This is a genomic window from Paenibacillus phytohabitans, from assembly GCF_013141775.1.
Taxonomy (GTDB): Bacteria; Bacillota; Bacilli; order Paenibacillales; family Paenibacillaceae; genus Paenibacillus_AQ; species Paenibacillus_AQ phytohabitans.
This window is the reverse complement of record NZ_WHOB01000020.1, coordinates 92,126-118,706: the sequence shown is the minus strand read 5'-3', so window position 1 is coordinate 118,706 and position 26,581 is coordinate 92,126. Positions and strand designations below refer to the sequence as shown.

19 protein-coding genes are annotated in these 26,581 nt (G+C 51.7%); 17 read left to right on the top strand and 2 right to left on the bottom strand.

The window, feature by feature from the left end:
• The first annotated feature begins 115 nt into the window (after nt 1-115).
• The 8 genes from leuC to GC101_RS06770 all read left to right on the top strand — a co-directional run bounded on the left by leuC (nt 116) and on the right by GC101_RS06770 (nt 10,364).
• Nucleotides 116-1,540 carry a 3-isopropylmalate dehydratase large subunit gene (gene leuC, locus GC101_RS06805; RefSeq protein WP_171716642.1) on the top strand — a complete coding sequence of 475 codons (1,425 nt, stop codon included), beginning with the start codon at nt 116-118 and terminating at the stop codon, nt 1,538-1,540.
• A gap of 30 nt (nt 1,541-1,570) precedes the next feature.
• The gene (gene leuD, locus GC101_RS06800; RefSeq protein ID WP_039308853.1) at nt 1,571-2,173 is read left to right on the top strand and encodes a 3-isopropylmalate dehydratase small subunit; all 603 of its coding nucleotides are present in this window, start codon (nt 1,571-1,573) and stop codon (nt 2,171-2,173) included.
• Nucleotides 2,174-2,391: 218 nt separating this feature from the next.
• The gene (locus GC101_RS06795; protein ID WP_171716641.1) at nt 2,392-3,966 is read left to right on the top strand and encodes an N-acetylmuramoyl-L-alanine amidase family protein; all 1,575 of its coding nucleotides are present in this window, start codon (nt 2,392-2,394) and stop codon (nt 3,964-3,966) included.
• A gap of 163 nt (nt 3,967-4,129) precedes the next feature.
• Complete coding sequence (locus GC101_RS06790) at nt 4,130-5,572, top strand: N-acetylmuramoyl-L-alanine amidase family protein (protein ID WP_171716640.1); 1,443 nt, start codon at nt 4,130-4,132, stop codon at nt 5,570-5,572.
• A gap of 108 nt (nt 5,573-5,680) precedes the next feature.
• Nucleotides 5,681-6,337, top strand: a complete 657-nt coding sequence (locus GC101_RS06785; RefSeq protein WP_171716639.1) for a GerMN domain-containing protein — start codon at nt 5,681-5,683, stop codon at nt 6,335-6,337.
• Between the two features lie 82 nt (nt 6,338-6,419).
• Nucleotides 6,420-9,170 (top strand): S-layer homology domain-containing protein, encoded by a 2,751-nt coding sequence (locus tag GC101_RS06780; RefSeq protein ID WP_171716638.1) that lies wholly within the window; start codon nt 6,420-6,422, stop codon nt 9,168-9,170.
• 214 nt (nt 9,171-9,384) lie between these two features.
• Nucleotides 9,385-10,095 carry an endonuclease III gene (gene nth, locus GC101_RS06775; RefSeq protein ID WP_042138565.1) on the top strand — a complete coding sequence of 237 codons (711 nt, stop codon included), beginning with the start codon at nt 9,385-9,387 and terminating at the stop codon, nt 10,093-10,095.
• Nucleotides 10,096-10,097: 2 nt separating this feature from the next.
• Nucleotides 10,098-10,364: a hypothetical protein gene (locus GC101_RS06770; protein WP_039308864.1), complete on the top strand. Its 267-nt coding sequence runs from the start codon at nt 10,098-10,100 to the stop codon at nt 10,362-10,364.
• A 143-nt stretch (nt 10,365-10,507) separates the two neighbouring features.
• Here the strand turns inward: GC101_RS06770 and GC101_RS06765 are convergent, their stop codons facing one another.
• Both GC101_RS06765 and GC101_RS06760 read right to left on the bottom strand, forming a co-directional pair.
• Nucleotides 10,508-11,065 carry a DUF2812 domain-containing protein gene (locus GC101_RS06765; protein WP_171716637.1) on the bottom strand — a complete coding sequence of 186 codons (558 nt, stop codon included), beginning with the start codon at nt 11,063-11,065 and terminating at the stop codon, nt 10,508-10,510.
• On the bottom strand, nt 11,055-11,405 hold the full coding sequence (locus tag GC101_RS06760; protein ID WP_039308867.1) for a PadR family transcriptional regulator: 351 nt from the start codon (nt 11,403-11,405) through the stop codon (nt 11,055-11,057). The genes GC101_RS06765 and GC101_RS06760 overlap by 11 nt, the downstream gene beginning before the upstream one ends.
• Before the next feature lie 383 nt (nt 11,406-11,788).
• Here GC101_RS06760 and GC101_RS06755 point away from each other — a divergent pair, with 383 nt between their 5' ends.
• From GC101_RS06755 to mglC, 9 genes are all read left to right on the top strand, one after another.
• Entirely contained in the window at nt 11,789-15,442 is a 3,654-nt protein-coding gene (locus GC101_RS06755) for a dynamin family protein (RefSeq protein ID WP_171716636.1), read from the top strand.
• Between the two features lie 148 nt (nt 15,443-15,590).
• Nucleotides 15,591-16,781 carry a formate-dependent phosphoribosylglycinamide formyltransferase gene (purT, locus tag GC101_RS06750; RefSeq protein WP_171716827.1) on the top strand — a complete coding sequence of 397 codons (1,191 nt, stop codon included), beginning with the start codon at nt 15,591-15,593 and terminating at the stop codon, nt 16,779-16,781.
• The gene (locus tag GC101_RS06745) at nt 16,771-17,235 is read left to right on the top strand and encodes a GNAT family N-acetyltransferase (RefSeq protein WP_042138559.1); all 465 of its coding nucleotides are present in this window, start codon (nt 16,771-16,773) and stop codon (nt 17,233-17,235) included. Before purT ends, GC101_RS06745 begins: the two co-directional genes overlap by 11 nt.
• A 635-nt stretch (nt 17,236-17,870) precedes the next feature.
• A complete protein-coding gene (locus GC101_RS06740; protein WP_076243329.1) occupies nt 17,871-19,520 on the top strand; it encodes a response regulator in 1,650 nt (549 codons plus the stop codon).
• 3 nt (nt 19,521-19,523) lie between these two features.
• Nucleotides 19,524-21,350 (top strand): sensor histidine kinase, encoded by a 1,827-nt coding sequence (locus GC101_RS06735; RefSeq protein WP_171716635.1) that lies wholly within the window; start codon nt 19,524-19,526, stop codon nt 21,348-21,350.
• On the top strand, nt 21,347-22,369 hold the full coding sequence (locus GC101_RS06730) for a substrate-binding domain-containing protein (RefSeq protein WP_171716634.1): 1,023 nt from the start codon (nt 21,347-21,349) through the stop codon (nt 22,367-22,369). The genes GC101_RS06735 and GC101_RS06730 overlap by 4 nt, the downstream gene beginning before the upstream one ends.
• A gap of 146 nt (nt 22,370-22,515) precedes the next feature.
• A complete protein-coding gene (locus GC101_RS06725; RefSeq protein WP_171716633.1) occupies nt 22,516-23,595 on the top strand; it encodes a galactose ABC transporter substrate-binding protein in 1,080 nt (359 codons plus the stop codon).
• A gap of 151 nt (nt 23,596-23,746) precedes the next feature.
• Nucleotides 23,747-25,258, top strand: a complete 1,512-nt coding sequence (locus GC101_RS06720) for a sugar ABC transporter ATP-binding protein (protein WP_171716632.1) — start codon at nt 23,747-23,749, stop codon at nt 25,256-25,258.
• 52 nt (nt 25,259-25,310) lie between these two features.
• Complete coding sequence (gene mglC / locus GC101_RS06715) at nt 25,311-26,318, top strand: galactose/methyl galactoside ABC transporter permease MglC (protein WP_039307739.1); 1,008 nt, start codon at nt 25,311-25,313, stop codon at nt 26,316-26,318.
• Nucleotides 26,319-26,581: the final 263 nt, after the last annotated feature.

Genomic DNA, 26,581 nt, shown 5'->3' with positions numbered 1-26,581 from the left:
GCTATAGAAATCATATCTTGGAATTATAAACGTACTGATGTTATATTTAGAACATTCAAGAGAGACTCCACGCTCTCTTCCAAATGGAACGATTCTACTATATGAGGTGAAATTCATGGGCAACAAGACAATGTTTGAAAAGATTTGGGATAATCACGTTATTCATCAAGAGGAAGGCAAGCCAAGCATCATTTATATCGATCTGCATCTGGTTCATGAGGTTACTTCTCCGCAGGCCTTTGAAGGATTGCGCTTGAGCGGCCGTCCAGTCCGCCGTCCGGGACTTACTTTCGCGACTATGGATCATAACGTGCCTACCAAGGACCGCTACAATATTACAGATCCGATCTCCAAGCAGCAGATAGATACCCTTTCACAGAACTGCCGTGATTTCGGTGTCAGACTGTTCGATCTGAATGATATTGACCAGGGTGTTGTACACGTTATGGGGCCCGAAATCGGCCTGACACATCCCGGCAAGACCATTGTCTGCGGGGACAGCCACACCTCCACACACGGAGCGTTCGGTGCGCTTGCCTTCGGGATCGGCACCAGCGAAGTTGAACATGTGCTTGCAACCCAGTGTCTGCAGCAGTCCAAGGCGAAGACGATGGAAGTGCGCTTCACAGGTAACCGCAATCCGGGAGTAACCGCCAAGGATATGATTCTCGGCGTCATCGCCAAATACGGTACGGATTTTGCGACTGGTTATGTTATCGAATATACAGGCGAAGCAATCCGTGAACTGTCGATGGAAGAACGCATGACAGTCTGCAATATGTCGATTGAAGGCGGAGCTAGAGCCGGCCTGATCGCACCGGATGAGACTACGTTCAACTATCTGCGCGGACGTCAATATGTGCCCCAAGGTGAAGCTTATGACGCTGCTGTGGAGATCTGGAAAGGTCTTGTAAGCGATGAAGGCGCACAGTATGACACTATCGTAGAATTCGATGTAGAAACGCTGATTCCGCAGGTTACCTGGGGTACCAGCCCGGGAATGGGTACGGACATCAACTCAAGTGTGCCTAACCCTGCAGACTTCACCACTGAAAACGAACGTAAAGCTGCTGAAAAAGCGCTTGAATATATGGATCTGGCGCCAGGTACGCCTATCTCTGAAATCGGTATTGATTATGTCTTTATCGGCTCCTGCACCAACGGCCGGATTGAGGATTTGCGGGCTGCGGCTCAAGTAGCCAAAGGCCATAAGGTATCCGATAAGGTGACGGCAATTGTTGTACCGGGCTCCGGACGCGTTAAGCTGCAGGCTGAGAAGGAAGGTCTGGACAAGGTCTTCACAGAAGCCGGTTTTGAATGGCGTGAAGCAGGCTGCAGTATGTGCCTGGCTATGAATCCGGATGTTCTGCAGCCTGGACAACGCTGCGCATCGACCTCCAACCGTAACTTTGAAGGACGCCAGGGACGCGGCGGACGCACGCATCTGGTTTCTCCTGCTATGGCGGCTGCGGCTGCAATTAAAGGACGGTTCACCGATGTCCGTGACTGGAATTACAAGACGGAAGCCGTCAACTCATAGAATAATTGAGAGAGCAGGAGGACATAGCAAATGGAAGAATTCAAGAAATTAACAGGTATTGTAGCCCCGGTAGACCGGGTTAATGTAGATACGGATGCAATCATTCCGAAGCAATTCCTGAAACGGATCGAGCGTACTGGGTTTGGACAATTTCTTTTTTACGAATGGCGTTTTGATGAAGCAGGAAATGATAATGCAGCGTTTGAGATGAACAAGCCGCGTTATCAGGGAGCATCCGTGCTGATCTCGCGTGCGAACTTCGGCTGCGGCTCCTCCCGGGAGCATGCACCTTGGGCTATCATGGATTACGGCTTCAGAGTGGTAATCGCACCGTCCTATGCCGACATCTTCTATAACAACTGCTTCAAGAACGGCATTCTGCCGATCAAGCTGTCGGAAACGCAGGTGGATGACCTGTTCAGCCGTACCGCAGAGCATGAAGGCTATACACTGACTGTAGATCTGGAGAACAACAGATTGAGCGATGAATACGGCCTTGCCATTACGTTTGAGCTGGATGAGCACCGCCGCCAGTTTCTGCTGCAGGGATTGGATGATATCGGTCTGACGCTTCAGCACGCAGATGAGATTGCCGCGTACGAAGAACGTCATGCGGCCAAGCTTTTCGGCTAAGTAAATGCCGGGATGCTTGCAGGGAAGAGAGTGAACATCTGGCGAAGAAATTCGTAAACTTTACAAATTTTACACAAAACTTCTATTTCCGGGTGTCGGAAATAGAAGTTTTTTTGCTATAATCGATATATTCATTGCCTGTGAAGGCAACTTTTGGGGATTTCTGTCGTCTTAATCTTATCTATGGTTCTATCAATTGACAAAAGGGAGAGGAAAGGATGAAGAAAGCCGGACAACGGATGTTATTCCTACTGCTGCTGCCGCTCTTGTTACTGTCATTCGCCGGCCATGAAGCTGCCGCTGCCGCAAGCAGCCAGGGAAGGATTGTGATGGACAGTAAGGAGCTTGCACTGCCCAAAGGAGTCATCCTTGAGAACGTGAATGGAAGCGTTATGATTCCGATCCGGGTGGTGGTGGAGAACCTTGGTTTTGAAGTGCTCTGGGAGCAGACCACCCGCAAAGTAACCGTCCAGCAGGACGGCAAGACAGTACAGCTCGCAGTAGGAAGCAAGACGGCTGAAGCCGATGGCGTAAGTCTGCTGCTGAATGCCGCGCCCAAGCAGAATGGCGGTACTGTACTGGTTCCTATCCGTTTCGTGAGTGAACAGTTCGGACTCAGTGTCGGCTGGGATAATTCCGACAAAACAGTCTACTTAAGCGGCGGAATTCCGCTTGAATCCCCTGTATCTGCAGATCCGCTGCCTTCAGCTACCGTGGCACCTGCAGCCTCTGCAGGCCCTGTGGCGGCAGTGCAATCCCCTGCTCCGACACAGCAGCCTCAGACCAATACAGAGAATACTGAAGAGGTCGAGGGCAGTATTACGGCCTCTCCGACTCCTGCAGTTACATCCCCGACAGTGAAGGGGGCTGTATTCAGCGAGAACCGTCTTATTGTAGCGGTTGCCGGAGGTGCCAAGCCTACGGTGACCAAGATTACCGGACCAGACCGGATTGTAGTTGATTTTCAGGGAGCTGCGTTTGCCTCTGATTTCAGCGGCAGCTTTCCGGGGGTATCTGCCAGCGGCAGTCCGCAGGGAAGGCTGGACGTAAGCGGCTACCTGCTGGTATCTGAAATACGCTATGCACTGTTCAGCACCAGTCCTTCTACGGTCCGGTTCGTAATCCAAACCGCAGGCAGCCAGAATTACCAGCTGAGTACGGATGACAGCACAGGGCTGGTTACGGTAGATCTCAACACGGGGAATAGCGGAGCTGGCACACCGGTGAATACAGGACTTACCGGCAAGCCTATTGTAGCGCTTGATGCAGGTCATGGAGGCACGCAGCCGGGAGCAATCAGTCTCACAGGCAAAGCGGAAAAAGACTTCAATCTTGCAGTTATCCTAAAAGTTGGAGCGATTCTGACACAAGAGGGCTGGGCAGATGTTGTATACACACGAACGTCGGATGTTACTCTCGGTCTGCAGGACCGTGTGAAAATTGCTGAAGCTGCAAAGGCTACGCTGTTTGTTTCGCTGCATGGGAATTCGTTGGATGTAGGGTATCCGAACCGTGACAAAGTCAATGGCAGTGAAACCTATTACAGCCGCAGCGAAAGTCTTCCGCTTGCCCAAATCATGCAAAAGCATCTGGTAGCCGGTACAGGGTTCAAAGATAACGGCGTCAGATCGAAGAGTCTGCATGTCACCAGAGAGACAAGCATGCCAGCTGTTCTGCTGGAGGCAGGTTATCTGACGAATCCGGGAAATGAAGCGGCTATGTACAGCGAGCAGATGCAAAATAATCTGGCACGGGAAATTGTAGCGGGAATTAAGGAATATCTTGGGCTTTAAGTAACGCGGCAAGGGAGCTGCGTGTGAACAGTCCTGATTTTTAATGGTATTTATTCGCAACTTTTAAGTTCATCAGGCGTCTAAACTATGTCGAAGGTTGTCGGTAGGATAGCACCAAGAACGCTCGTTTGGGGGCGGAATACTAGAGTCTTAGAGGTGAAGAATGAAGAAATTTGCTTGTATGCTGTTGCTGCTGTTGTTCTTTGTTGTGATTCTGCCGGGGCATGGACAAGCTGCTGCGGCTACCAACAAGATTTTCCTGGATGGACAGGAACTGACCGCAGGGCAGGATGTTCCGGTGGAAAATGTAAACAACTCCATTATGGTGCCGCTAAGAATGATCGCTGAGAACCTTGGATACAAGGTAGACTGGAATCAGACAAGCAAGACCGTTACGATTGAACAGCAAGGTAAGACTATGCAGCTGATCGTGAATCAGACTGCAGCCTCCGTAGACGGCAAGACCGTGGTCTTGACCACGTCACCGCTTCTGCGGAACGGTACAACTCTCGTGCCGATCAGATTCATCGGAGAGCAGTTTGGCCTTACAGTCAAATGGGACAATACGAAGAAGATTGTAGATCTTATTACCCCGGAAATCCCGGATACTAACACGGAAACAGGTGGAAGTAACGGAGACGGGGGAACCGTTGTAGTACCGCCGGATGATGCGGCAAGCGGCCTGAGCATGATTAACGGAATCAGCTTCAACGAGAACAGGCTAAGCATTGCACTTGAGGGCAACACCCAGCCGAAGGTTTCCAAAGTGAGCGGACCGGACCGGATTGTAATTGACCTGCCGAATGCCACTTTCTCGGATGTATTCGGTACAGGCCAACAGCTGGATCCCAACCTGAACGGTATGCTTACGGTTACGGATTATCCGGATGTATCCGGTGTGCGTTACTCGCTGTATAGTACCGCCCCGTACACTGTACGTTTTGTAATTGACCTTACTACTTCGAGAAATTATAGCGTTGAAGTTTCGGGCGATGTCTCCAAGCTGATTGTCATTGATTTGAATGCGCAGAGCACTGGAGATACTTCTACACAGCCCGGCAACAGTGGGCGTAAACTGGTGGTGCTCGATGCCGGGCATGGCGCCAAGGATTCCGGGGCCGTTGGGGTTACCGGTAAATACGAGAAGAATTTCAATCTGGCTGTTATTCTGAAGGCGGCGGAGCTGCTGAAGCAGGAGAACAAAATTGACGTGGTTCTGACCCGCAGTGATGATACCTTCCTTGAACTGAAGGACAGGGCGGCAATTGCCAACAACCTCAAAGCTGATTTATTCATCTCTGTCCATGCCAACAGCAGCGGCTCGTCTGCAGCAAGCGGAACGGAGACCTACTATCAGCGCGAAGCCAGCAAGGCTCTGGCGAATGTGATGCACAAGTATCTTGTACAGGCTACCGGACTTAGTGACCGGGGTGTACGTTACGGCAACTTCCACGTTATACGCGAGACAACGATGCCTGCGGTACTGCTTGAAGTTGGCTACCTCAGCAACAAGAATGATGAGGCACTTCTGTTCACGGAATCACTTCAGAACAAAGTTGCTGCATCAATGGTCAGCGGGATTAAGGAATATCTCGGGGTTCAATAACAGCGGGCGGCAGCCAGGGCCGCAAAGTCGGATTTCGGCCATAGATTGGGGTCAGAGGACTTTGCGGCCCTGTCCTGCCCGTATTCATATGGAGGGGGTTATTTAGTGATGAACAAGAAATTGACATATGCAGGTATAGCAGTATTACTGCTCGCAGTAATTTCGGGATGCGGTGACAAACCAACCGCCTCACCGGCAGATGCAGCGGGACAGGATTCATCCTCCGTATCGAGCGGAGCTGAAGGAAACGCAGGGAACGACAGCAACGCTAATAGCACTAATGCACCTCAGGCTACAAGTACGCCGGAACCGGCAGCCACGGAAGCCCCTGTAGCTACTGAACAGCCGGCAGCACCAGAGAAGCAGAGCCAGAATATCAAGGTCTATTATACAGATCCGCAGCAGACAGATCTGGTGGCGGCCGAAGTCTCTGTCAGCTTCACAGATGCCAAAGACAAATACACAGAGGCCTTTAAGGCTCTTCAGAGCAGCAAGAATGCCGACCAGATTCCGCTGTGGAGCAAAATTGAGCTGAAATCTTTGGAATTCACGAATGGACAGATTGTCCTGGATATCCATAAGCCGGATGAAGCACAGCTTGGTGCAGGCGGTGAGGCCCTGGCAATCAGCGCGTTGTCCCAGACCTTCTTCCAGTTTGAAGAAGTGAAGAATATCGATGTTCTGGTAGACGGAGAACAAGTGGAGAGCCTGATGGGGCATGTGGATCTAGTGCATCCAATAACGCGTGAGAACAACGGATTGTAAGCATTGCGCAGGAAATAGGCCAATGGCTGACGAAGTAGGCAACATAGAAATTCAGATGAGCCATAGAGAGGGGAATATCTAATTGTCCGGTCACAAAAAATTAAAGCGTAAGGTTCAATCTTATTCTGCTAAAGCGGTGTCCGCCGTTCTGGCCGGCACTATGGTGCTTGGCGGCACGGGAGCAGCTTTTGCCGACACCCCATCAACCGGAACGCCGGCAGCAGCCGTAACTCCCCAGTCAGCAGCAACAGCTGCAGGAATATTCAGTGATGTCAAAACAGCCTTCTGGGCCGAGAAACATATCTACAAGCTGGCAACCCAAGGCATCGTTGTGGGGAATAACGGTTTATTCCGTCCGGGTGACTCTGTTACGCAGCAAGAGGCTGTGCTGATGGCGCTGCGCTTTATGAAGCTGCAGGGCAACGTGAACACAAGCACAGATGTGGTTCTTCCTGCTGATTTCATTGTAACTAACTACTACAAGCCTTATGTTGTGCTGGCTTTTCAGCAGGGACTGCTGGATAAGACAGTAGAAATGGCTGCAGATAACCTGAAGACCTCCTGGGGAGAGCGCAAGGCCAGCCGCGAGTGGGTCGCAGAATTACTGGTCCGGGCACTGGGTAAGAGTGCATCTGCAGCAGCGGCAGCGGGTGAACCGACCGGTTTTGCCGACGATTCCAAGGTATCTGCGAATAAGCGCGGCTATATTAACACCGCAGTTGATTTGGGCCTGGCCAATGGACTGGACGGCAACCGCTTCGATCCGCAGGGCGCAGTTACCCGCGCCCAGCTAGCCACCTTCTTCAGCCGTGCCGAGGCACACAACACGCTTGACTACGACAATACATTCAAAGGAACGGTAAGTTCACTGAAAGACGGCAAGCTGACACTATTTAGTAACGGCAGCACTACGGACTTCACTTTGAATGCGAACACTGCTTATTTCACAAGTACTTCGGAGACCCGCATCTCTCTGAACGAGATACAGCCCTACACCAAGGTGACTGTTATCGGAGCAACCTATAACGCAGCATATGTAGAACTGACAGACCCTACACAACAACTCGATCAGGCGGAGGGGACGTTTACCAAGATCTCTTCGGGTATCGTCTGGGTGGATTCAGCTCTGGGTTACGATCAATATGACTATGATGCCGAAACTGTATTCACCGATGTGAATGGGTCAGTGATCCAGCCGTCATCTATTACTGCAGGCAGCAAAATTAGATTAACACGTGAAACGTACAGCGGTTCTCATAAAGTGGTGAAGGTCCAAGTGACCTCTGGCGTAGTTAATAAGACTGCAACCGGCACGATTCAGAATGTAGATGCGGCTTCCAAGAGCATAACGTTCAAGAATACAGACGGAACAACGGAAAGCTTCAAGTGGGAAGATGGAGTTTCCCTATTCAGCTCCCAGAATTCCATTCTTCTGCCGGCTGATTTGAAGGCAGGTGCTGCTGTCTCCTACACAATTAAGGATAACGTGATCCGTTCTGTGGAAGTTACTTCAGGTGTAGAGCGTACTGTTAAGGGCTTTATCTATGAGCTGACGAATTCTACTATTGTCTATCAAAAGACGGATGGCAGCCGTGAAGTTAAACTTCTGGCCAACAAACCGGTAATTGTAATTCCGAATGTGGCTAATCCTGTGATGGGTGATCTTATCTCTGATAAAACTGGCGGAGACAATGTTCAGCTTACGCTTAACAGCAGTGATCAGGTGACCCAAATTGAGGTGGTCAGCCGGCAAATCAATCAGTTTACCGGAGCAACGGTGGTTGATTTCAATGCGAAGACACAATTCCTTACCTTCACTGATAATGATGGAAAAGCACATGTAATAAAACTGGATACAAGTACTAAAATGGTTTATGATGGCGTTCCGACAACTTCCATTACCAGTATGGGTGCAAGACTTGCCGAAAACCGGAAAGTGGATGTGACTGCCATTAATGAGCGGGCACTGTCGGTTGAGCTATCAACCAAATATTCCGGTACACTGACTGCGATTAATGCTTCGGCTAGGACCATTGTTTTCAAAATGAGTAATGGCCAGCTGATGACCATGGGCTATCCGCTTGCCGTAGATATATTTGGCAAAACAGGTGCGACTATGGCAGATGTTTCGGTGAATGTACCAGTAACTGCAATACTCACTGGCAATCAAGAGGTAATTTCGGTCCTGCGGGTAGCTTCATCTGCACAGCTTGAGGTTGCAGGAGTGAATGCCAATACCAACAAAGTCACTGTCAAAACAGGCAGTGGAACCAGCGATATTTACGTAGCGGCCGTTCCACTTAGCAATGAAGCCGGCCAGACAATTACTCTTAGTGAGATAAAGACTGGCGATTATGTGAACATTAACTTTGACGGGACTACAGCATTATCGCTGCAGTCGGTTAAGCAGTATTCCGGACAAATCTCAGCAGTGGACGCTGCAGCGAAAACCTTGACCGTGAAGGATTATTCCGGAGTGTCGCAGAATTTCACCGCCAGCGCAGGGGTGAGAATTACCCGGGACGGTGTAACCACTACTGATCTGAGCGGCCTTACTACAGCAGACCGGGTATTAGCGCGTAAGGATGCCAGCGGGGTAATCATAATCTCGGTATTCAGTCAGCTTAGCCGTACCTTCTCGCGTTATGAGACTGCGACCAATGAAGTGATGACCAAACGCGCTACTCTGAATGAAAATTATAAGTTTGTGCTTGCGGCAAACGCATATATTCATCAAGGTGACACGACTTTACCCGTGCAATCTCTCAAAGAAAATGATAATATTATAATGTATTTCAACAACGACAAGATCGTGGAAATAGTGAAACAATAATCGTTTTGGTGATTTTCCGTGTGAAACACCGTCTTGATTCAGGCTTTTGCCCTGAATCAAGACGTTTTTTTTGAAATATAAGGACAGCGCTGTGTTCACTTGAACGCTATGGAAGTATACGATATAATGTATTCTTTGCTTATATTTCTTTTATCTAGAGAAGTTATGCCCGAGTGATCAACTTCGGGTGTAAGTACTCCGTGGAGGGGACGCTATGAAAGTTGCAGAAGTCCGCCACATCCTGGATACCATCGGAGGCATGTTCCCTGATGCGCATTGCGAGCTGAACCATAGTAACGCTTTTGAGCTAACCATAGCGGTGCTGCTCTCGGCCCAATGTACGGACGCAACAGTGAACAAGGTGACCGAGGACCTGTTTCAGAAGTACAAAGCTCCAATCGACTACATTTCAGTGCCGCTTGAAGAGCTCGAGCGGGATATCCGGCGGATTGGCTTATTTCGCAACAAGGCCAAGCATATTCAGAACCTCTGCTCCATTCTGATTGAGCAGTATGGCGGCGAAGTGCCTCAGGCCCATGATTTGCTGGTAACCTTACCGGGTGTCGGCCGCAAGACTGCGAATGTGGTCATATCCAACGCTTTCGGCGTACCGGCCATTGCCGTGGATACTCATGTGGAACGGGTAGCCAAACGGCTCGCGCTTGCGGGCTGGAAAGATTCGGTGCTGGAAGTGGAGAAAAAGCTGATGAAGGCGGTGCCGCGTGACGAATGGACGCTAACGCACCACCGGCTGATCTTTTTCGGGCGTTATCACTGTAAGTCGCAGAATCCGCAATGTCAGGTCTGCCCGCTGCTGGATGTATGCCGGGAAGGCAAAAAACGTATGAAAACCGCTGTAATCAGGAAAGATAAGGTTCATACGAAATCAAACAAAGATTTAGAGATGAAGAAGAGGATGGGATAGAGATGAAGTGCATTTCTGTATACACCGATAATTTTGAAGCGTTCTCCGATATTTTTGACCGTGTGGTGGACAGCCCTATGGAAGAAAATGAAGAGCAGGAAGTAGAGGGCATCACAATCAGCCATTCCGGCGATGTGCCTGAGTTCTACCTGGAACGTATGTCCGTGAAACCTGAAGTGGTTGTAATGAAGGACAAAGCCCGTGGTCTTACCATTCTACAGCACGGTAAAGTGTTCGAAATCCTGCTTCCAGTCCTGGAAACAGCTTAATAGCAATTCATATGTACAAAGAGCCGGCCCTTGGGCCGGCTCTTTGCGTTAAACGATAAGAATATATGTTTGGTACCCGGCAAATTTCTGAGTAAACATCGAAGATAAGGCCTTAGGGTGTTAGGTGTTATATGCGTGGTTGGCTAATCTGAGAACGCTCTAAGCCTTAGAGAATAGGCGATGTAAACCATAAGAGAAGGCAGGAAGCACACGGCACACAGCAGCAGGGAAACATGCGAGATGTTTTGAAGCAGCTGATGGTCCCACACCTGCCGGGAAAGATATAGCAGCACACAAGTGATGAGCGTCAGCAGCATGACTACAATAGCGAAAATTTTGCTGGTACGGGTGATTTTGCGGTATTTCTCATAGAGTGTTGAGCGGTCTGTATGAATGGGAACGGTTCCCGGTTCAGCAACGAAGATATGCATATCCCCGGCGGAACACACATAACCCCAGCCACTGTCAGCGAACATTTCACGGTACTCATTCTCGTCCTTCTGCGGCACATGCTGGATGTCCAGACAATAAATTTGCTTATGCGCAGGACCTCTGCGGACAATGAAGCCAGAACCAAACAGGGAGAACCGCTCCAGCAGCCAGCCTTTCTCCGACAACCTGCTTAATTTATTCATTTCATTCTGCTCGGCAAAAGCCAGTCCTTTAGACGGAATATACCGTGTCTGCTTATTAGTTTTCATGAGTCAACGCCTCCTTAGCATTTAGCTGTGCTATGTTCCCGTGCCTCGACATGCGCAGTCTCCGTTCAATCTCAGCTTCCACCAGAGCCGTTCCGCTTGAAGTAATCTGATAGGTCTTGCGCCGCTCATCCTCATCCTCGTTCAATAGAATGTAGCCGGATTTCTGCAGCTTCTTGATAAGTGTATAGAGTGTAGCGGGTCCCATCCTGACCTCGCCTTCGGTTAGCTCTTCGATGTACTTCATGATTGCATAGCCGTGCTTCGGAGTGAGCAACGCGAGCAGAATATAATAAGCTGAGTCAGATAATTGCTCCATTTGCAATGGATTATTCTTGGTCATTACACACCTCCTGTCCGATAATAGAAGATCCTTAGTTATATATCCAAGTTGGATATATCCAAGTTGGTTATATCCGAGTTGGATATATCCGATATGGATATAGTAATAAATCTGGAATCATCTGTCAAGGGGGGATTAGTCCAGCGAAGTCTTGTTTTTCGTGAAGGATTATAGCTGATTTTGTAAAAGCGGCTAGTTGATTTGTGACAATCTGATGATAAAATGTAATTATTCTATTCTTGCTGATCAGATAAACATACTAATGTTATAGCTTCACATAAGTGGAAGTCCGAAGCCTATAAATTCTTATCTATAAATATAATTGGATGCACATGTTGTAGATTGCAGAAGGTGGGGTTGTCGTGGGAGCAGAACGGAGCAGGATGAGAGAAGTAATATCCGGTACATCAACGCTTATGCTGCTGAAGCAGCAGCTGGAGAGCTGGGGCGAACAGAATAGTGCACAGATAGCTGCAGATCTGATGCTCAAAGAGCAGGCGGGAGAGCTGACCCTTGCCTTCTGCGGACATTTTTCAGCTGGTAAATCCAGTATGATTAATGGCCTATGCGGAAAAGCTGTGCTGCCATCAGGTCCGGTTCCAACCAGCGCCAATATCGTATCGATCCGCAGCGGGGCTCCGCGGGTAGTGCTTCATGCAGAGCCGGAGGCACCTGGGAGTTCTGCACCGGCAATAGAAACTACACCAGACCGGCTGCAGGAGTACTGCCGCCAGGGCGCTGAATATTCAGCGATTGAGGTCTGGGAGGAAGTCCCGCTGCTGGGGAAGCACGGCGTTCTAATGGATACTCCCGGGGTGGATTCCACGGATGAGGGGCATCAGGCAGCGACCCACTCGGCGCTGCATTTGGCTGATGCCGTGTTCTACGTCATGGATTACAACCATGTGCAGTCGGAGAATAATCTGGCGTTTGCCAAAAGTCTCAGTGACTGGGGCAAGCCGCTGTACCTTATCATCAACCAGATCGACAAGCACAGAGAACTGGAAATCTCCATAGTGGAATACCGGCAACAAGTGGAAAGCGCTTTCCGTGAATGGGGAATTCATTCCGCGGGTCTGTTGTTCACTTCACTCAAAGTGAAGGATCATCCTCTGAACCAATGGGATGATCTGCTCGCGGTAATTGCAGCTCTGCTGGAGCAGCGCGGAGAACTGCTCGGCTACAGTCTGTCCCGTTCCATGCACCATACGGCAGCTGCGGTGCTTGCGGCTTACCGCGAGGAGCAGCAGGAGGAGCGCTCTCAGTTACTGGAAGCGGCCGGGGGTGCGAATAAGGAAGAGGTGGAGGCAGAGATCCGGGCGGTTTCGCAGGCGGAAGAGCTGCTCGTGCAGCTGCCGGAGCAGATGCGGCTGGAGCTGCGCAGTAAGCTGGATGCCCTGCTTGGCAACAGCAATCTGATGCCAGCCGATGTAAGGGATGCTGCTGGAGCCTATATCGAGAGCAGCAGCCCCGGTTTCCGGCGCGGGCTATTGTTCACCGCGGCGAAGCGGGAGAAGGAGCAGGCAACGCGGCTTCTCCACTGGCACGGGCTTCAGCAGAGAGAGATCACTGCCCAGCTGGAGTGGCATATACTCCAGCTCGTGCGTGACTGGGCTGAAGGCGCAGGGCTGTGGCAGGAAGGGGCGGAGCCGCTGCTGAAGCAGGCGTTCCCGGCGGTGAGCCAGCAGTGGCTGGCGGATCAGGTCAAGCCGGGAACCGGGTCGTCGGGCGAGGCGCTGCTTAATTTCTGCCGCGCGCTTGCGGCAGAGATTAAGGCACAGTTCCGCCGCGCGGCCCTGGCCTTCGGTGAGCAGCTGCTGGTCCAGCTGCCGCCGCTGCTGGACCAGCGGCGCGCGGAGCTCGCGCGCCGCGAAGCGGCCCTGCTGCGGCAGGCGCACGCGCACGCCGCGCTGGCCGCCCTGGACCGCGCGGCTGCCGCCCGCGCGGACGAACTCGCGGCGCTGCTGCCGCCGCGCCGTACCCTCACCCCCGGCGTCCTGCCGGAGGTGAGGGCCCTTACGGCTGGCGCGCCTAGCGCCGCCAGCCCCGTGAAGCCGCCGCGCAGCGCAGCGGCTTCACACCCCGCCGCCGCAACGTGGGCGGCGGGTACGGCACAGCCGGCGGGCGGACGCCGCCGGCTGACGCAGGCCGCAGCGGCGCTGCACGCTGCGGCCGGGCTGCTGCGCCTCGAGCCGGCCATGGCCTCGGCTGCGCGCAGCCTGGCGGCGCGGGCGGAGGACCTCGCCGGCGGCCGCTTCACGATGGCGCTGTTCGGAGCATTCAGCGCCGGCAAATCCTCCTTCGCCAACGCCCTGCTGGGCGAAGAGGTGCTGCCCGTGTCTCCGCATCCCGCCACGGCTGCCGTCGGCCGCATTCTGGCCCCGGAGGGCGGATTCGCCCACGCGACTGCGGCCGTGACCATGAAGTCTGCGGAGGATTTCTGGGACGATATCCTCCATTCCTTCAGTGTGCTGCAGCTGGCACCGCCGCAGCACTCAACCTGGACTGCAGCGGTGGCCCGCCTGCAGACCGGCGGGCTTCATCCGTCCTCGCTGCCGCATGCCGGATTCCTGCGCGCAGCGGCAGCGGGCTGGGAGGAATCCGGCCCGCTGCTCGGAACAGAGCGTACGGTCAGCCTGCAGGAATACCGCAGCCTGGTAGCCGATGAGAAACGGGCCTGCTTCGTGCAGAGTACCGACCTCTATTATGACAGCCCTCTGACACGGAGCGGCATCGTATTGGTTGACACCCCCGGAGCGGATTCCTTACATGCCCGGCATACCGGTGTAACCTTTGGCTACATGAAGAATGCGGATGCGATCTGCTTCGTGACCTACTATAATCATGCCTTCTCCAAAGCCGACCGCAGTCTCCTGGCCCAGCTGGGAAGAATCAAGGACAGCTTTGCCCTGGATAAAATGTTCTTCATCATCAATGCGTCCGACCTCGCTTCAGACGAGGCAGAGCTGGAAGAAGTGAAGCAGCATGTGACGCAGAATCTGCGTGCCGGCGGCCTGACCTCCCCGCGGATCTATGCCTTGTCCAGTCTGCTCGCGCTGGAGGGCAAGTCGCGCGGGGTACGGGAGTCCTACGAGGCTTCCGGATTCAACAGCTTCGAAGAAGCGCTGTCTGAATTTGCGGGTGAGGAGCTGCCGCGCCTGTCACTGGCGGCGGCGAGGGATAGCCTTAGCTCGGTCCGGCTCCGCGCGGAGGAATGGCAGCATATGGCGCTTATGGCAGCGGACCAGCGGGAAGAAGGGCTCCGGCGGTTCCGGAAGCGCCGGGATGACGCAGGCCTCCGGCTGGCACAGCTTGAGCGGGAAGAGCGGCCCATCCGGGATCTGCGCCGCGAGGGTGAGGAGCTCCTCTATCATGTCCGGCAGCGCCTGTCCTTCTCCTTCGGCCGTTCCTTTCAGGAATCGTTCCATCCCTCTATCCTCCGGGAAGAGGGCGGTCACCTGAAAGATATCTTCGTTTCCTGCGGCCGGGAGCTGGAGCGCAGTATCCTGCGTGAACTGGAGCAGGAGCTGTGGGCGACCACCCTGCGGCTGGAGGCGGCAGGGCGCAGGCTGGTAACTCAGGCGGCTGCGGCTGCAGCCGCAGAACTTTCCATCCCGGGTCAGGAGCTTCAGCTTCTGGAGAATCCAGACGAGCGCTGGCCTGCGCCGGCTAAGCTCGATTGCTCCCTTGCCCCGCTGGATTGGGCAGCACTCTGGAGCCGCTTCAGATCACCGCGTCATTTCTTTGAAGGCCCTGGACGGGCAGACATCCGTACAGCTGCCGAGCACTGGTTCAAAGAAGCTATTGCTGCTGCGGCAGTAAGCCAGGAGGAACGGCTGCTGTCTTTCTATACCGGTGCGGCAGCGGCGGCACTTTCCCTTGCCGCAGAGCAGCTGCGCGAAGGTCTGGCCGAGCAGGAAGCGGCCATGTCGGAACTCCTGAAAGGGGGTGATTCAGCGCAGCACTGGGGCCAAATTGCCGGCGAATTATCGCTCATGGAGCAATCTTTCGTCAATATGGTGGACAGTCATCTGTGAAGTTTGTAGGAAAATGTCGAAGAACGCTTGCAATCTGCTGGTTGATGGATGAAAATAAAGAAGCCTGAAAATTTACAATGAAACTGCGACAATTTACAGAAATAGAGAAGTCGGCAGTCAAATTTGCGAAAAGAGGTTGGAGTCGACAATGTGGGGAGCTCCTTTTTCAGCCCGGAGCAAGAAGCTGCTGCTGCTCGGCAGCGGTGAACTGGGTAAGGAAGTCATTATCGAAGCTCAGCGCCTTGGCGTAGAGACCGTAGCTGTGGATCGTTATGAAGCTGCACCGGCGATGGGTGTAGCCCACCGCTCTTATGTACTGGATATGCTGGATGCAGAGGCACTGAAGCAATTAATCCGTTCAGAGAAACCGGATTTGATTGTCCCCGAAATCGAAGCTATTGCTACCGGAGCGCTGGTGGAACTGGAGGAGGAAGGTTTCCTCGTGGTCCCGACCGCACGTAGCGCTAGACTGACGATGGACCGGGAAGGCATCCGCCGCCTTGCGGCTGAAGAGCTGGGTCTGCCGACCGCCGGATACCGGTTCGCTGACAGTCTGGACGAACTTCGCCAGGCCGTAAGTGAGCTTGGAACACCGTGTGTGATCAAGCCGATTATGAGCTCTTCCGGCAAGGGACAGAGTATTTGCAGGACACCTGAGGATGCCGCAGAATGCTGGAATACGGCTCTGGAAGGAGCACGTGCCAAAGGTACACGCGTCATTGTAGAGGCTTTTGTCACTTTCGAGAGTGAGATTACATTACTTACCGTCCGCTCGGTTAGCGGAACTATATTTTGTCCGCCGATCGGCCACATCCAGAAGGATGGCGATTATGTGGAATCCTGGCAGCCGCATCAGATGAGTGAAGCGCTGCTTGCCGAAGCACAGTCGATGGCCCGGGCCGTTACGGATGAGCTTGGCGGATATGGGATTTTTGGAGTGGAGCTGTTTCTGACCCCGGACGGGGTACTGTTCAGCGAAGTATCACCCAGACCGCATGACACAGGTATGGTTACAATGATTACGCAGGATTTGTCGGAATTTGCTCTGCATGTCAGAGCCATTCTTGGATTTCCGCTGGAATCGGTACGTTTGTTGACACCGGGTGCTTCAGCTACGCTGAAGGCCGAAGGAACTGGACAAGCTTTTGCGGTAACCGGGATAGATAAGGCACTAACCTTTGCCCGAACGCAAGTCCGTGTATTTGGCAAACCGGAGATCCGCCCTGGACGGCGGATGGCAGTAACACTCAGTTCAGCGGAAGATGTGGAAATCGCGCGGACGACGGCCAAGCAGGCGGCGTCTATGCTAAAAGTGGAGGTATACGAGGATGAACAGTAGTACTCAGGAGCAGGTACTGCAAATTCGCAAATGTGGCATGAATGATCTGGAGAGAGTTACAGCCCTTCTGCGGGAATTCGGCTATCCGACGACGCTTAGCGTGATGAAAGAGAGAATGGAAGGCATGGAGCATGATCCGCTCCACTGCACAATGGTCGCAGAACTCAATAACGAAGTTGTGGGAATGATCGGACTCCGGCAGGTGAAGTCCTATTACAAACATGCAGATTGTATTACGGAAATTACCGCGCTGATCGTATCAGAGGAACTTAGAGGACAGGGCCTTGGCAAAAGACTCGTATCCGCAGCGGAAGAATGGGCACGCCATCAAGGCTGCTGCCAGCTGTTCCTGCGAAGCGGCAACCGCGTCGAACGTGCACCGGCGCATGCTTTTTACCGCCATATCGGATTCGAAAAGACAGCAGGCTACCGCTTTAACAAAGCATTGCTATAATTCCTATACGTAACCGAACATCCCCATCCCGGCATAAGCGGGATGGTTTTTTTTATGCCGGAATACAGAATTTATAAGTCTCACCCGATAACATATCCATCTATTTCCTGCTGAAACGGTATCATCCTTGTTCATGATTCACGGCGACAAGGCCGTTTCCTCAAGTAATTAGTGGAAAAAGAGCATTTAAATTTGCCGAAACAGACGTTTCTTGAACAGTAGTTGGAAAAAATACATTTATTCATCCAGCATCCGTCACTTGGTGCCCGAATCAAGGGATTAAGTGTTGTTTTTCCACTTACAATGGTGATGACAGATTATATGATGAAATTAAGTGTCCAAATTCCACTTATTGATCATGAAGCGGGATGGACCGTACCTCACCTATAAGAGTGTGATTCAGGGAATGTAGCGGCGTCAGGCGGTCCGGGGAATTTCATTCTGTAATGGATTTGCACTATGTATGTACATAATATTTACTTGCAATAAATGCATTCAGCCTATATAGTGAATTGCTCCCCGTATTTGACTTGATCCGCTGCTACAGCTTTCATTATTTAAACATAGATTGAGCTTACTGAATCAGCTATTATAATGCTGTAAAACTCCAAACCATATCCGAAGAGGGATGAAGCATGTATAAATTAATTCTCGCCGAAGACGAGGAAGATGTAAGAGAAGGTATTATCGCCCAGATCGACTGGGAGAAATACGGATTCGAAGTGGTGGAACAGGCCGAGAACGGCCGTGAAGCCGCAGATGCGATAGACCGGCTGCTGCCGGATGTGGTGGTTACCGATATCCAGATGCCGTTCATGAACGGACTGCAGCTGGCGGAATGGATCCGCAGCCGTCACCCTAACACGAAGATAATCATTCTGACCGGCTATGATGAATTCGAATATGCCCAGAAGGCGATTAAGCTGCAGATTGATGAATATATTCTTAAGCCCTTCTCTTCCCAGGAGCTGATTGATGTCCTGCTGAAGGTTAGAGCCGCGATTGAGACAGAGATTGCCGAGAAGGAAAATGTATTCGTGCTCAGCGAGCATTACCGCAAGAGCCTGCCGGTGCTGCGTGAGCAGTTCCTGTCCTCCCTGGTGTCACGCCGTCTGCGCTCCGCGGAAATTGCCGAGAAAAGCGCAGAATACGGCATCAATCTGAGCGGGGAGCTATTCCAATCCTCTGTTATCAGTATTGATTATATCCGCCCGGACAGAAGCTCCGGCGTTTCTGAGGTGAGACCGGTATCCTTACGGGACACCGGTGACCGTAATCTGCAGCTCTTTGCCGTGCTGAACATTGCTGAGGAAATCTGCCAGAAGCACAGCTTCGGCAAGGTATTCATCCACCGCGATGATGTGGTGCTGCTCTCCGTCAGCCAGGGAACCGATGAGAGCGAAATCACAGGCAGAACCTTCGCTATCCTTGAAGAAATCCGCCAGAATGTACAGCGTTTCCTGAAGCTTACAGTGACTGCCGGTGCAGGAACAGTATGCCGGATGCCGTCCCTGCTGTTCAATTCCTTCGGAGATGCACTGCAGGCACTGGATTACCGGCTGATTCTCGGCAACAACCGCGTGATCTGGATTGAGGATGTGGAATCGAGATCCAGCCAGATGCTGGCCTATGATGAGCTGACCCAGCAGTCGCTGATCCGCACGATCAAGCTGGGTACAGTCCAGGAGCTGCGGGAAGTGGTGGACGAGCTGTTCGGGGGGCTGGATACGGCGCAGGTCTCGACACAGGATTATCAGATTTTCCTGCTGGAGATCATTACTTCGATTCTGCGGGTGGCCAAGGAATCCGGCAGTGAAACGAATGACTTTATCGGCTCCGGCATTTCCTCGCTGACCGAGCTTAATAAGTTCAATAATATGGGGGAAGCCAAGCAGTGGATTATCACGGTGTGCAGCCGCCTGATGGACACCATTGCCTCCGAGCGGCAGTCGAGCTATAAGCAGCTGATTGACCAGGCCAAGGATTATATCCGGGCCCATTATGAGGAGTCTGACATTTCCATCGGCAAGGTATGCCAGCATCTGCATATCAGCACAGGCTATTTCAGCAGTATTTTCAAGAAAGAAATGAAGATGACCTTTGTCAGCTATCTGCTGCAGATCCGCCTGGAGGCGGCGAAGGAAATGCTGCGCTCGACCGAGCTTAAGGCATTTGAAATCGCCGAGCGGATCGGTTTTGCCGATCCGAATTATTTCAGCTTCTGCTTCCGCAAGAAATACGGACAGTCACCCAAAGAGTATAAGAACAGCTCGCGGGGAGGATAACTCATGACCAAGCCGAAGGGTACTTTCTTTCCGCTTCGCCCGCAGCCCCGCAAGAGAGGCAAAATCCGCCTGTCTTCCAAGCTGCGGAGCATCCAGCTCATCATTACCCTGACCTTCACTGCGATAACGGTAGCCGTTGCAGTGATCGTCAGCATTATGCTCTACGGCAAGTTTGCCAACACGGCGGAGGAGAATGCGAATCTCAACATGCAGCAGATTATCGAGCAGGTGAATTATAATCTGGAGCTGTATGTTAAAGGGATGGGCAGCATTTTTGAGACGGCGGAGAAGCAGATCACCACGAGTCAATCCATTGACTCTCCGCTGCTCTATGAACGCATGGACACACTGATGAGCAGCCGTGAGGACCTGGTATCCATGGCTGTTTTTACACCGCAGGGCAAATATGTAGTAGGTACGCCTGGTCAAAGCATGCGCCTGAACACTCAGCTGGAGAGCCAGAGCTGGTTCACCACGGCCAAGCGGACCTCGGAGATATCATACTCAGCCCCGCATATTCAGAATTTATTCAAGGGACGGTATACCTGGGTCGTATCGATCAGCAAAATGATTCAGTACAGGGAGAAGGGTGAGCTGAAAACCGGTGTCCTGCTGCTGGATTTCAATTTCAGGACGATTGATGAGCTGAGCCGGCAAGTGAAGCTCGGTAAAAGAGGATACGCTTACATTCTCGATCCGCTCGGGAATATCGTCTACCATCCGCAGCAGCAGCTGATCTATGCCGGCCTCAAATATGAGAATGTGGAGCCGGTGCTGGAATATGCCTTCCGCAGCTATCTGGATGAGTCGACCGGAGAGAAGCGGTTTATTACCGTGCGTACATTGGCCCAGACCGGCTGGAAGATCGTTGGGGTTGCTTACTACGATGAGATTGTCACGACCAAACGCGACCTGAACCAATTTCTGTCCTGGTTCCTCGCAGTTGTCCTGGTGTGTGTGGTTGCCGTATCTGTGTTCCTGTCCTGGCTGATTGCCAGTCCGATCCGCAAGCTGGAGCGCACGGTTAAGCAGGTGGGCGAGGGAGACCTAAATACCCCGATTAATGTCAGCGGTGCCTATGAGGTGGAACAGCTGTCCAAACGCTTCAATATGATGCTCCAGCGTATCCGGCAGCTGATGGATCAGATCATCTATGAGCAGGAGACCAAACGCAAAGGTGAGCTAGAAGTCCTGCAGTCGCAGATCAACCCTCATTTTCTATACAATACACTGAATTCGGTCATCCGGCTGGCAGAACGCGGCAAAACGGATGAGGTCGTCACGATGATTCAGTCGCTTTCGAAATTTTTCCGGATCAGTCTGAGCAAGGGCAAGAATATTATTACTATCCAGGAGGAGCTGGATCATATCCGCCATTACCTGGTGATTCAGAGCTTCCGTTTCAAAAATAAGTTCCGTTACGAAATAACGGCACAGGATGAAGTATTGCAGTACCAGACGGTTAAACTGATCCTGCAGCCAATCGTTGAGAATGCACTTTACCATGGGATCGAAATGATGCCGGATGAAGGGCTGATCTCCATCAGCGCTGAGCTTCAGGATGGGCTCATTATTATCAGGGTCAGTGACAACGGCCTCGGGATGTCCGTAGAAACGATGAACGTGATTCTGAGCGGAGGCGTCAAAAGCGTAAGCGGCTCAGGAGTCGGCGTACGGAATGTTCATGAACGGATCGGGTTATATTATGGCCGCGAATATGGACTAACCTTTCAGAGTGAAATTGAAGAAGGTACTATCGTAACCATTGTGTTCCCGGCCCGGCTGGCCGGAGAAGACATGGATGAGCAGAAGGAGGAGACAAACCGGTGAGAAGCATACGTTTTTGGCTGACCTTGCTGCTATGCGGGGTGCTCTGGATCTCTGTGTCCTCCTGCTTTAATTCGTCGCCTGCTTATATCAATACGAGCAAGACACGTAATATCCACCTGATTGTCAAGATGAACAAGGGGGATTACTGGAATACAGTGAAGCTGGGTGCGGAAGCAGCAGCGAAGGAATTCAATGTCAAGCTGACGTTCAAAGCGCCGGACTCGGAAAGTGATATCGATGAGCAGGTGGGGATGGTGGAGGACTCCATCAAAGAGAAAGCGGATGTGATTATTCTCGCTGCCAGCAGCTATATGGGACTGGCCCAGGTCGTAGACCAGGCTGCATATTACAAAATCCCGGTGATCTCAGTCGATGCGGAAGTCGGATCGGCCAGGGTTCAAGCCTATGTAGGTTCGAATGGTTATGAAGCCGGACAGAAGTCCGCGGAGCGGCTGATTCAGCTTTTGCGGGGATATGGCGAGATCGGAATTATTAACTTCACCAATTCCTCTTTGAATGTGGACCCGGGGTCTACAGGCAGCATTGATTACGGGGCCAGGGATGCGGATGAGCGCGAGAAAGGATTCCTCAATTACGCAGCCCGTTATCCGAATGTCAAAGTGGTGCAGATCTCCTACACTTCCTCAAGCACGGTGGAGGCCGAAACCCTGACCCGGGAGATGCTGGAGAAGCATCCTAATCTGCGCGGGATTGCCACGTTGAATGAAATTGCTTCCCAGGGAGCAGCCAAAGTCATACAAAGCTTAAGATTGGACAACATAAAGATGGTTGCGTTTGACAGTTCCCCCTCCATGATGGAATCGCTGCAGGATGGCACGGTGCAGGCGACCGTGATCCAGAACCCTTTCAGCAACGGGTATTTAGCCGTGAAATACGCTGTAGAAGCGCTTGAAGGTGCGACTATTCCAGAGCGGGTGGACACAGGCACCAAGCTGATTGATCTGGAGAATATGCTGTGGCCTGAGAACCAGAAGCTGCTGTTCCCGTTTGTCAGATAGGAGAAAATCAGATTTTAAACATTAGAATTTTCATGAAAATGAGTAGTATTTTATATTCGCAACCGTTTTCATGTAGGGCATAATAAGGATGTACCCGGGACACACCGGGATAACAAAAAGAAATATCCTCAGGAGGTCAATTGATTATGAAAAAAATCACTTCCGTTTTACTTGCTAGTGCATTGCTGGGTGCTGCTCTCGCAGGCTGCGGCGGCAACAACAACGCTGCTGACACTGGTAACAAAGCTAACACAGGCAACGCTGCTGCAACTGCAAACTCCGGTTCCGCTGCTGAAACTCCAAAGGTTGGCGTAGCGATCTACAAATTTGATGATACTTTCATGACGGGTGTCCGTAACGCCATCGATACTGCAGCCAAAGGCATCGCTACTGTAGATATCGTAGACAGCCAGAATTCCCAGCCTACACAAAATGACAAGGTGGATTTGTTCGTCACCAAAAAATATGACGGCATGCTGATCAACCCGGTTGACCGCACAGCTGCAGGCGTTATCATCGACAAAGCAAAAACAGCTGACATTCCGGTTGTCTTCCTGAACCGCGAACCGCTTCCAGAAGATATGAAGAAATGGGATAAAGTTTACTATGTAGGCGCCAAAGCAGAAGAGTCCGGCACAATGTCCGGCCAGCTGATCGTTGACTACTGGAAGGCTCACCCTGAAGCTGACAAGAACGGCGACGGCGTGCTGCAGTACGTAATGCTCAAAGGCGAACCTGGACACCAGGATGCTGAGCTGCGTACCACTTACTCCATCCAGGCTATCGAAGATGCAGGCATCAAGGTTGAGAAATTGGCTGAAGATACTGCAATGTGGGATCGCGTAAAAGGACAGGAAAAAATGGCAGCCTTCCTCGGCTCCCACGGCGACAAGATTGAAGCCGTTCTTGCCAACAACGATGACATGGCTCTCGGTGCAATTGAAGCTCTGAAAGCTCAAGGGTACTTCTCAGGAGACAAATACATGCCGGTTGTAGGCGTTGACGCGACTGCTCCAGCGGTTCAAGCGCTGCAAGACGGAACGATGCTCGGTACTGTACTGAACGATGCCAACAACCAGGGTAAAGCGGCAATCGTCCTGGCTTCCCTGCTGGCAAAAGGCGAAACACCTACCAAAGAAACTGTAGGCTTCGATATCACTGACAACCAATACGTATGGATCTCCTACAAAAAGATCACTAAAGACAACGTAGCTGACGCTCAATAATAGTTAGATTGCTCCAGATACAGATAAGCTTCATAAACAAAAATCCCGGAGGGCGGTCACCCGCTCTCCGGAATTCCTTTCGGGTAGGGAACAGGATGGAACCGCTGTGCCTCTCATGGAAAAAGAAAAAAAGCGTAGGGGGCGTAACAACATGGCAAATGCTGAGTTTTTGCTGGAAATGAACGGCATTACTAAAGAATTTCCCGGCGTTAAGGCGCTGGACGGAGTCAGCATAAAGGTAAGACCGGGTTCGGTTCATGCACTTATGGGCGAGAACGGCGCAGGCAAGTCGACACTGATGAAATGTCTCTTTGGAATCTATTCACCGGATGCCGGTGAGATCTTCCTGGATGGCCAGAAGGCCACCATCTCTAACTCCAACGATGCACTTAAGCACGGAATTTCGATGATTCACCAGGAGCTGCACCCGGTACCTTTCCGCAGTGTCATGGAGAACATCTGGCTAGGACGTTTTCCGACCAAGGGCATCGGGCCGATTCAGTTTATTGACCACAAAAAAATGTTCACGGACACGGAAAATTTATTTAAAGATCTGGATATTGATCTGAATCCCGAAACTTTGGTGGGCAAGCTGTCCGTATCCAAGGTCCAATCCATTGAAATCGCGAAGGCTGTCTCTTTTCATTCACGCGTCATTGTCATGGATGAACCAACCTCTTCCTTAACCAGTGTAGAAGTTGAGCATTTGTTCCGGATTATCCGCGATCTGCAAAAAAGAGGCGTAGCTATTATCTATATATCTCACAAGATGGAAGAAATTCTTGAAATCTCTGATGAAGTAACCATCATGCGTGACGGTAAAAAGATCGGTACCTGGCCGTCGGCCGAGCTTACCACGGATCTGATTATCTCCAAAATGGTCGGCCGTGACCTTACTAACCGCTTCCCTGAGCGCACGAATGTTCCAGGCGAAGTCTATATGAAGGTGGAAGGCTTGACCTCACCGGAGCCAAGATCCTTTAAGGATGTATCCTTTGAGCTGAGACGCGGTGAAATTCTCGGTGTCGGTGGTCTTGTCGGTGCGCAGAGAACGGAAGTTATTGAAGCATTGTTTGGCCTTCGTGCAATCAAATCCGGCTCCATCTCAATTGAAGGCAAAAAGGTGAAGATCAATTCGCCGCAGGATGCCAAGAAACATGGCCTGGCGCTGTTAACCGAGGAACGCCGTGTAACCGGTATCTTCCCGGTACTGTCCGTTCATGAGAATGGCGCAATTGCCAACCTTGACCATTATAAGACGCCTTACTTCCTGCTGAACGGCAGAAAGAAGAAAGTTGAAGTCGATAAAATGATTGAGAAGCTGCGCACCAAGACACCAACCACCAAAACGCAGATTATGAATCTCTCCGGCGGTAATCAGCAGAAGGTGCTGCTGGCCAGATGGCTGCTTACAGAGCCTGAAGTCCTGCTGCTGGATGAGCCGACACGCGGAATTGACGTGGGTGCCAAATTCGAAATCTATACCATCATTGCCGACCTGGCCAAGCAGGGGAAGAGCATTATCATGATTTCTTCGGAAATGCCTGAGCTGCTGGGGATGTCTGACCGCGTAATGGTCATGTCGGAAGGACGGCTTACAGGAATACTAGAAGGCGAGCAAGCTACGGAAACCGAAGTTATGCGTCTCGCTGCACAGCATTAAGGAGTACGGATAGGAGAATATGCTCGCGTAATTTTAAGGGGGATCACTACTAATGAACGTTAAAAAAGCTCAGTCCTTTGTGACTCAAAACGCAATTTACATCGTGCTGGTACTGCTGATTATGGGGATCATCATATATGAACCAAGCTTCATGTCCATCAACACCCTGCGTGACGTACTGATTCAGTCGTCTACACGCGTTATCATCGCGCTTGGGGTTGCCTTTATCCTCATCACAGCCGGTACCGACTTGTCGGCAGGCCGCGTGGTTGGTTTCACAGCGGTTATCTCCGCATCCATGCTGCAGATACCGGATTATTCACGCCGCTTCTTCCCTGATCTGCCGCAAGTACAGGTATGGCTGCCCATCCTGATTGCTATTGTTGCCGGTCTGCTCTGTGGTCTCATCAACGGGGTTATCGTCTCCAAGCTCAACGTTCCGCCATTTATCGCAACCCTGGGCACCATGCTTATCGTGTACGGCTTGAACTCCCTGTACTTCGATATGGACCCTAACCAATCGCAGCCAATCGGCGGTCTGCGTCCTGACTTCACCAAAATCGGCTCCGGCTTTATCGGCAGCGGCCAATATTCTATACCTTATATCGTCCTCATAGCCCTGGCGGTCGCGGCCGTTGTGTGGGTGCTGTTCAACAAAACGAAGCTGGGCAAAAACATGTACGCTATCGGCGGTAACATGCAGGCTGCCAAGGTTTCCGGTATCAATGTATCCAAGAACCTGATCTACATCTACGCTATCGCTGGGGCCCTTTACGGTCTGGCAGGTGTGCTTGAAGCTGCAAGAACAGGCGGCGCTACCAACAACTATGGTAACATGTATGAGCTTGACGCCATCGCGGCTTGCGTAGTCGGCGGCGTATCCACTACAGGCGGTATCGGTACGGTTCCAGGCGTCCTGGTCGGTGTTATCATCTTCACCCTGATCAACTACGGTCTAACCTTCATCGGCATCAGCCCTTACTACCAGCTGATCATCAAAGGCCTTATCATCATCGCGGCTGTATCGTTCGATATGCGTAAATATTCTTCGAAGAAATAATTGTGGTTCGGTGATTAGCTGTAACTGCGGTGAATTTGGACTTCCGGGTGCTGGATGCACCCGGAGTTTTTGCGTTCAATGCTCTATGTAAGATGAACTGTGGAACCTGGGGATAAGGCTTGGCCGTAACTGCGGTGAGTTTTGGACTTCCGGCCGCTGTTGTCTGCAGATTTCTTGGTTTAAACCGCTCATCGCGGTAGAAATCCGCAGACAAAGGCGGTCGCTATCGCTCCTACAGTTCCAAAATCCCCTCCGTTACTCTC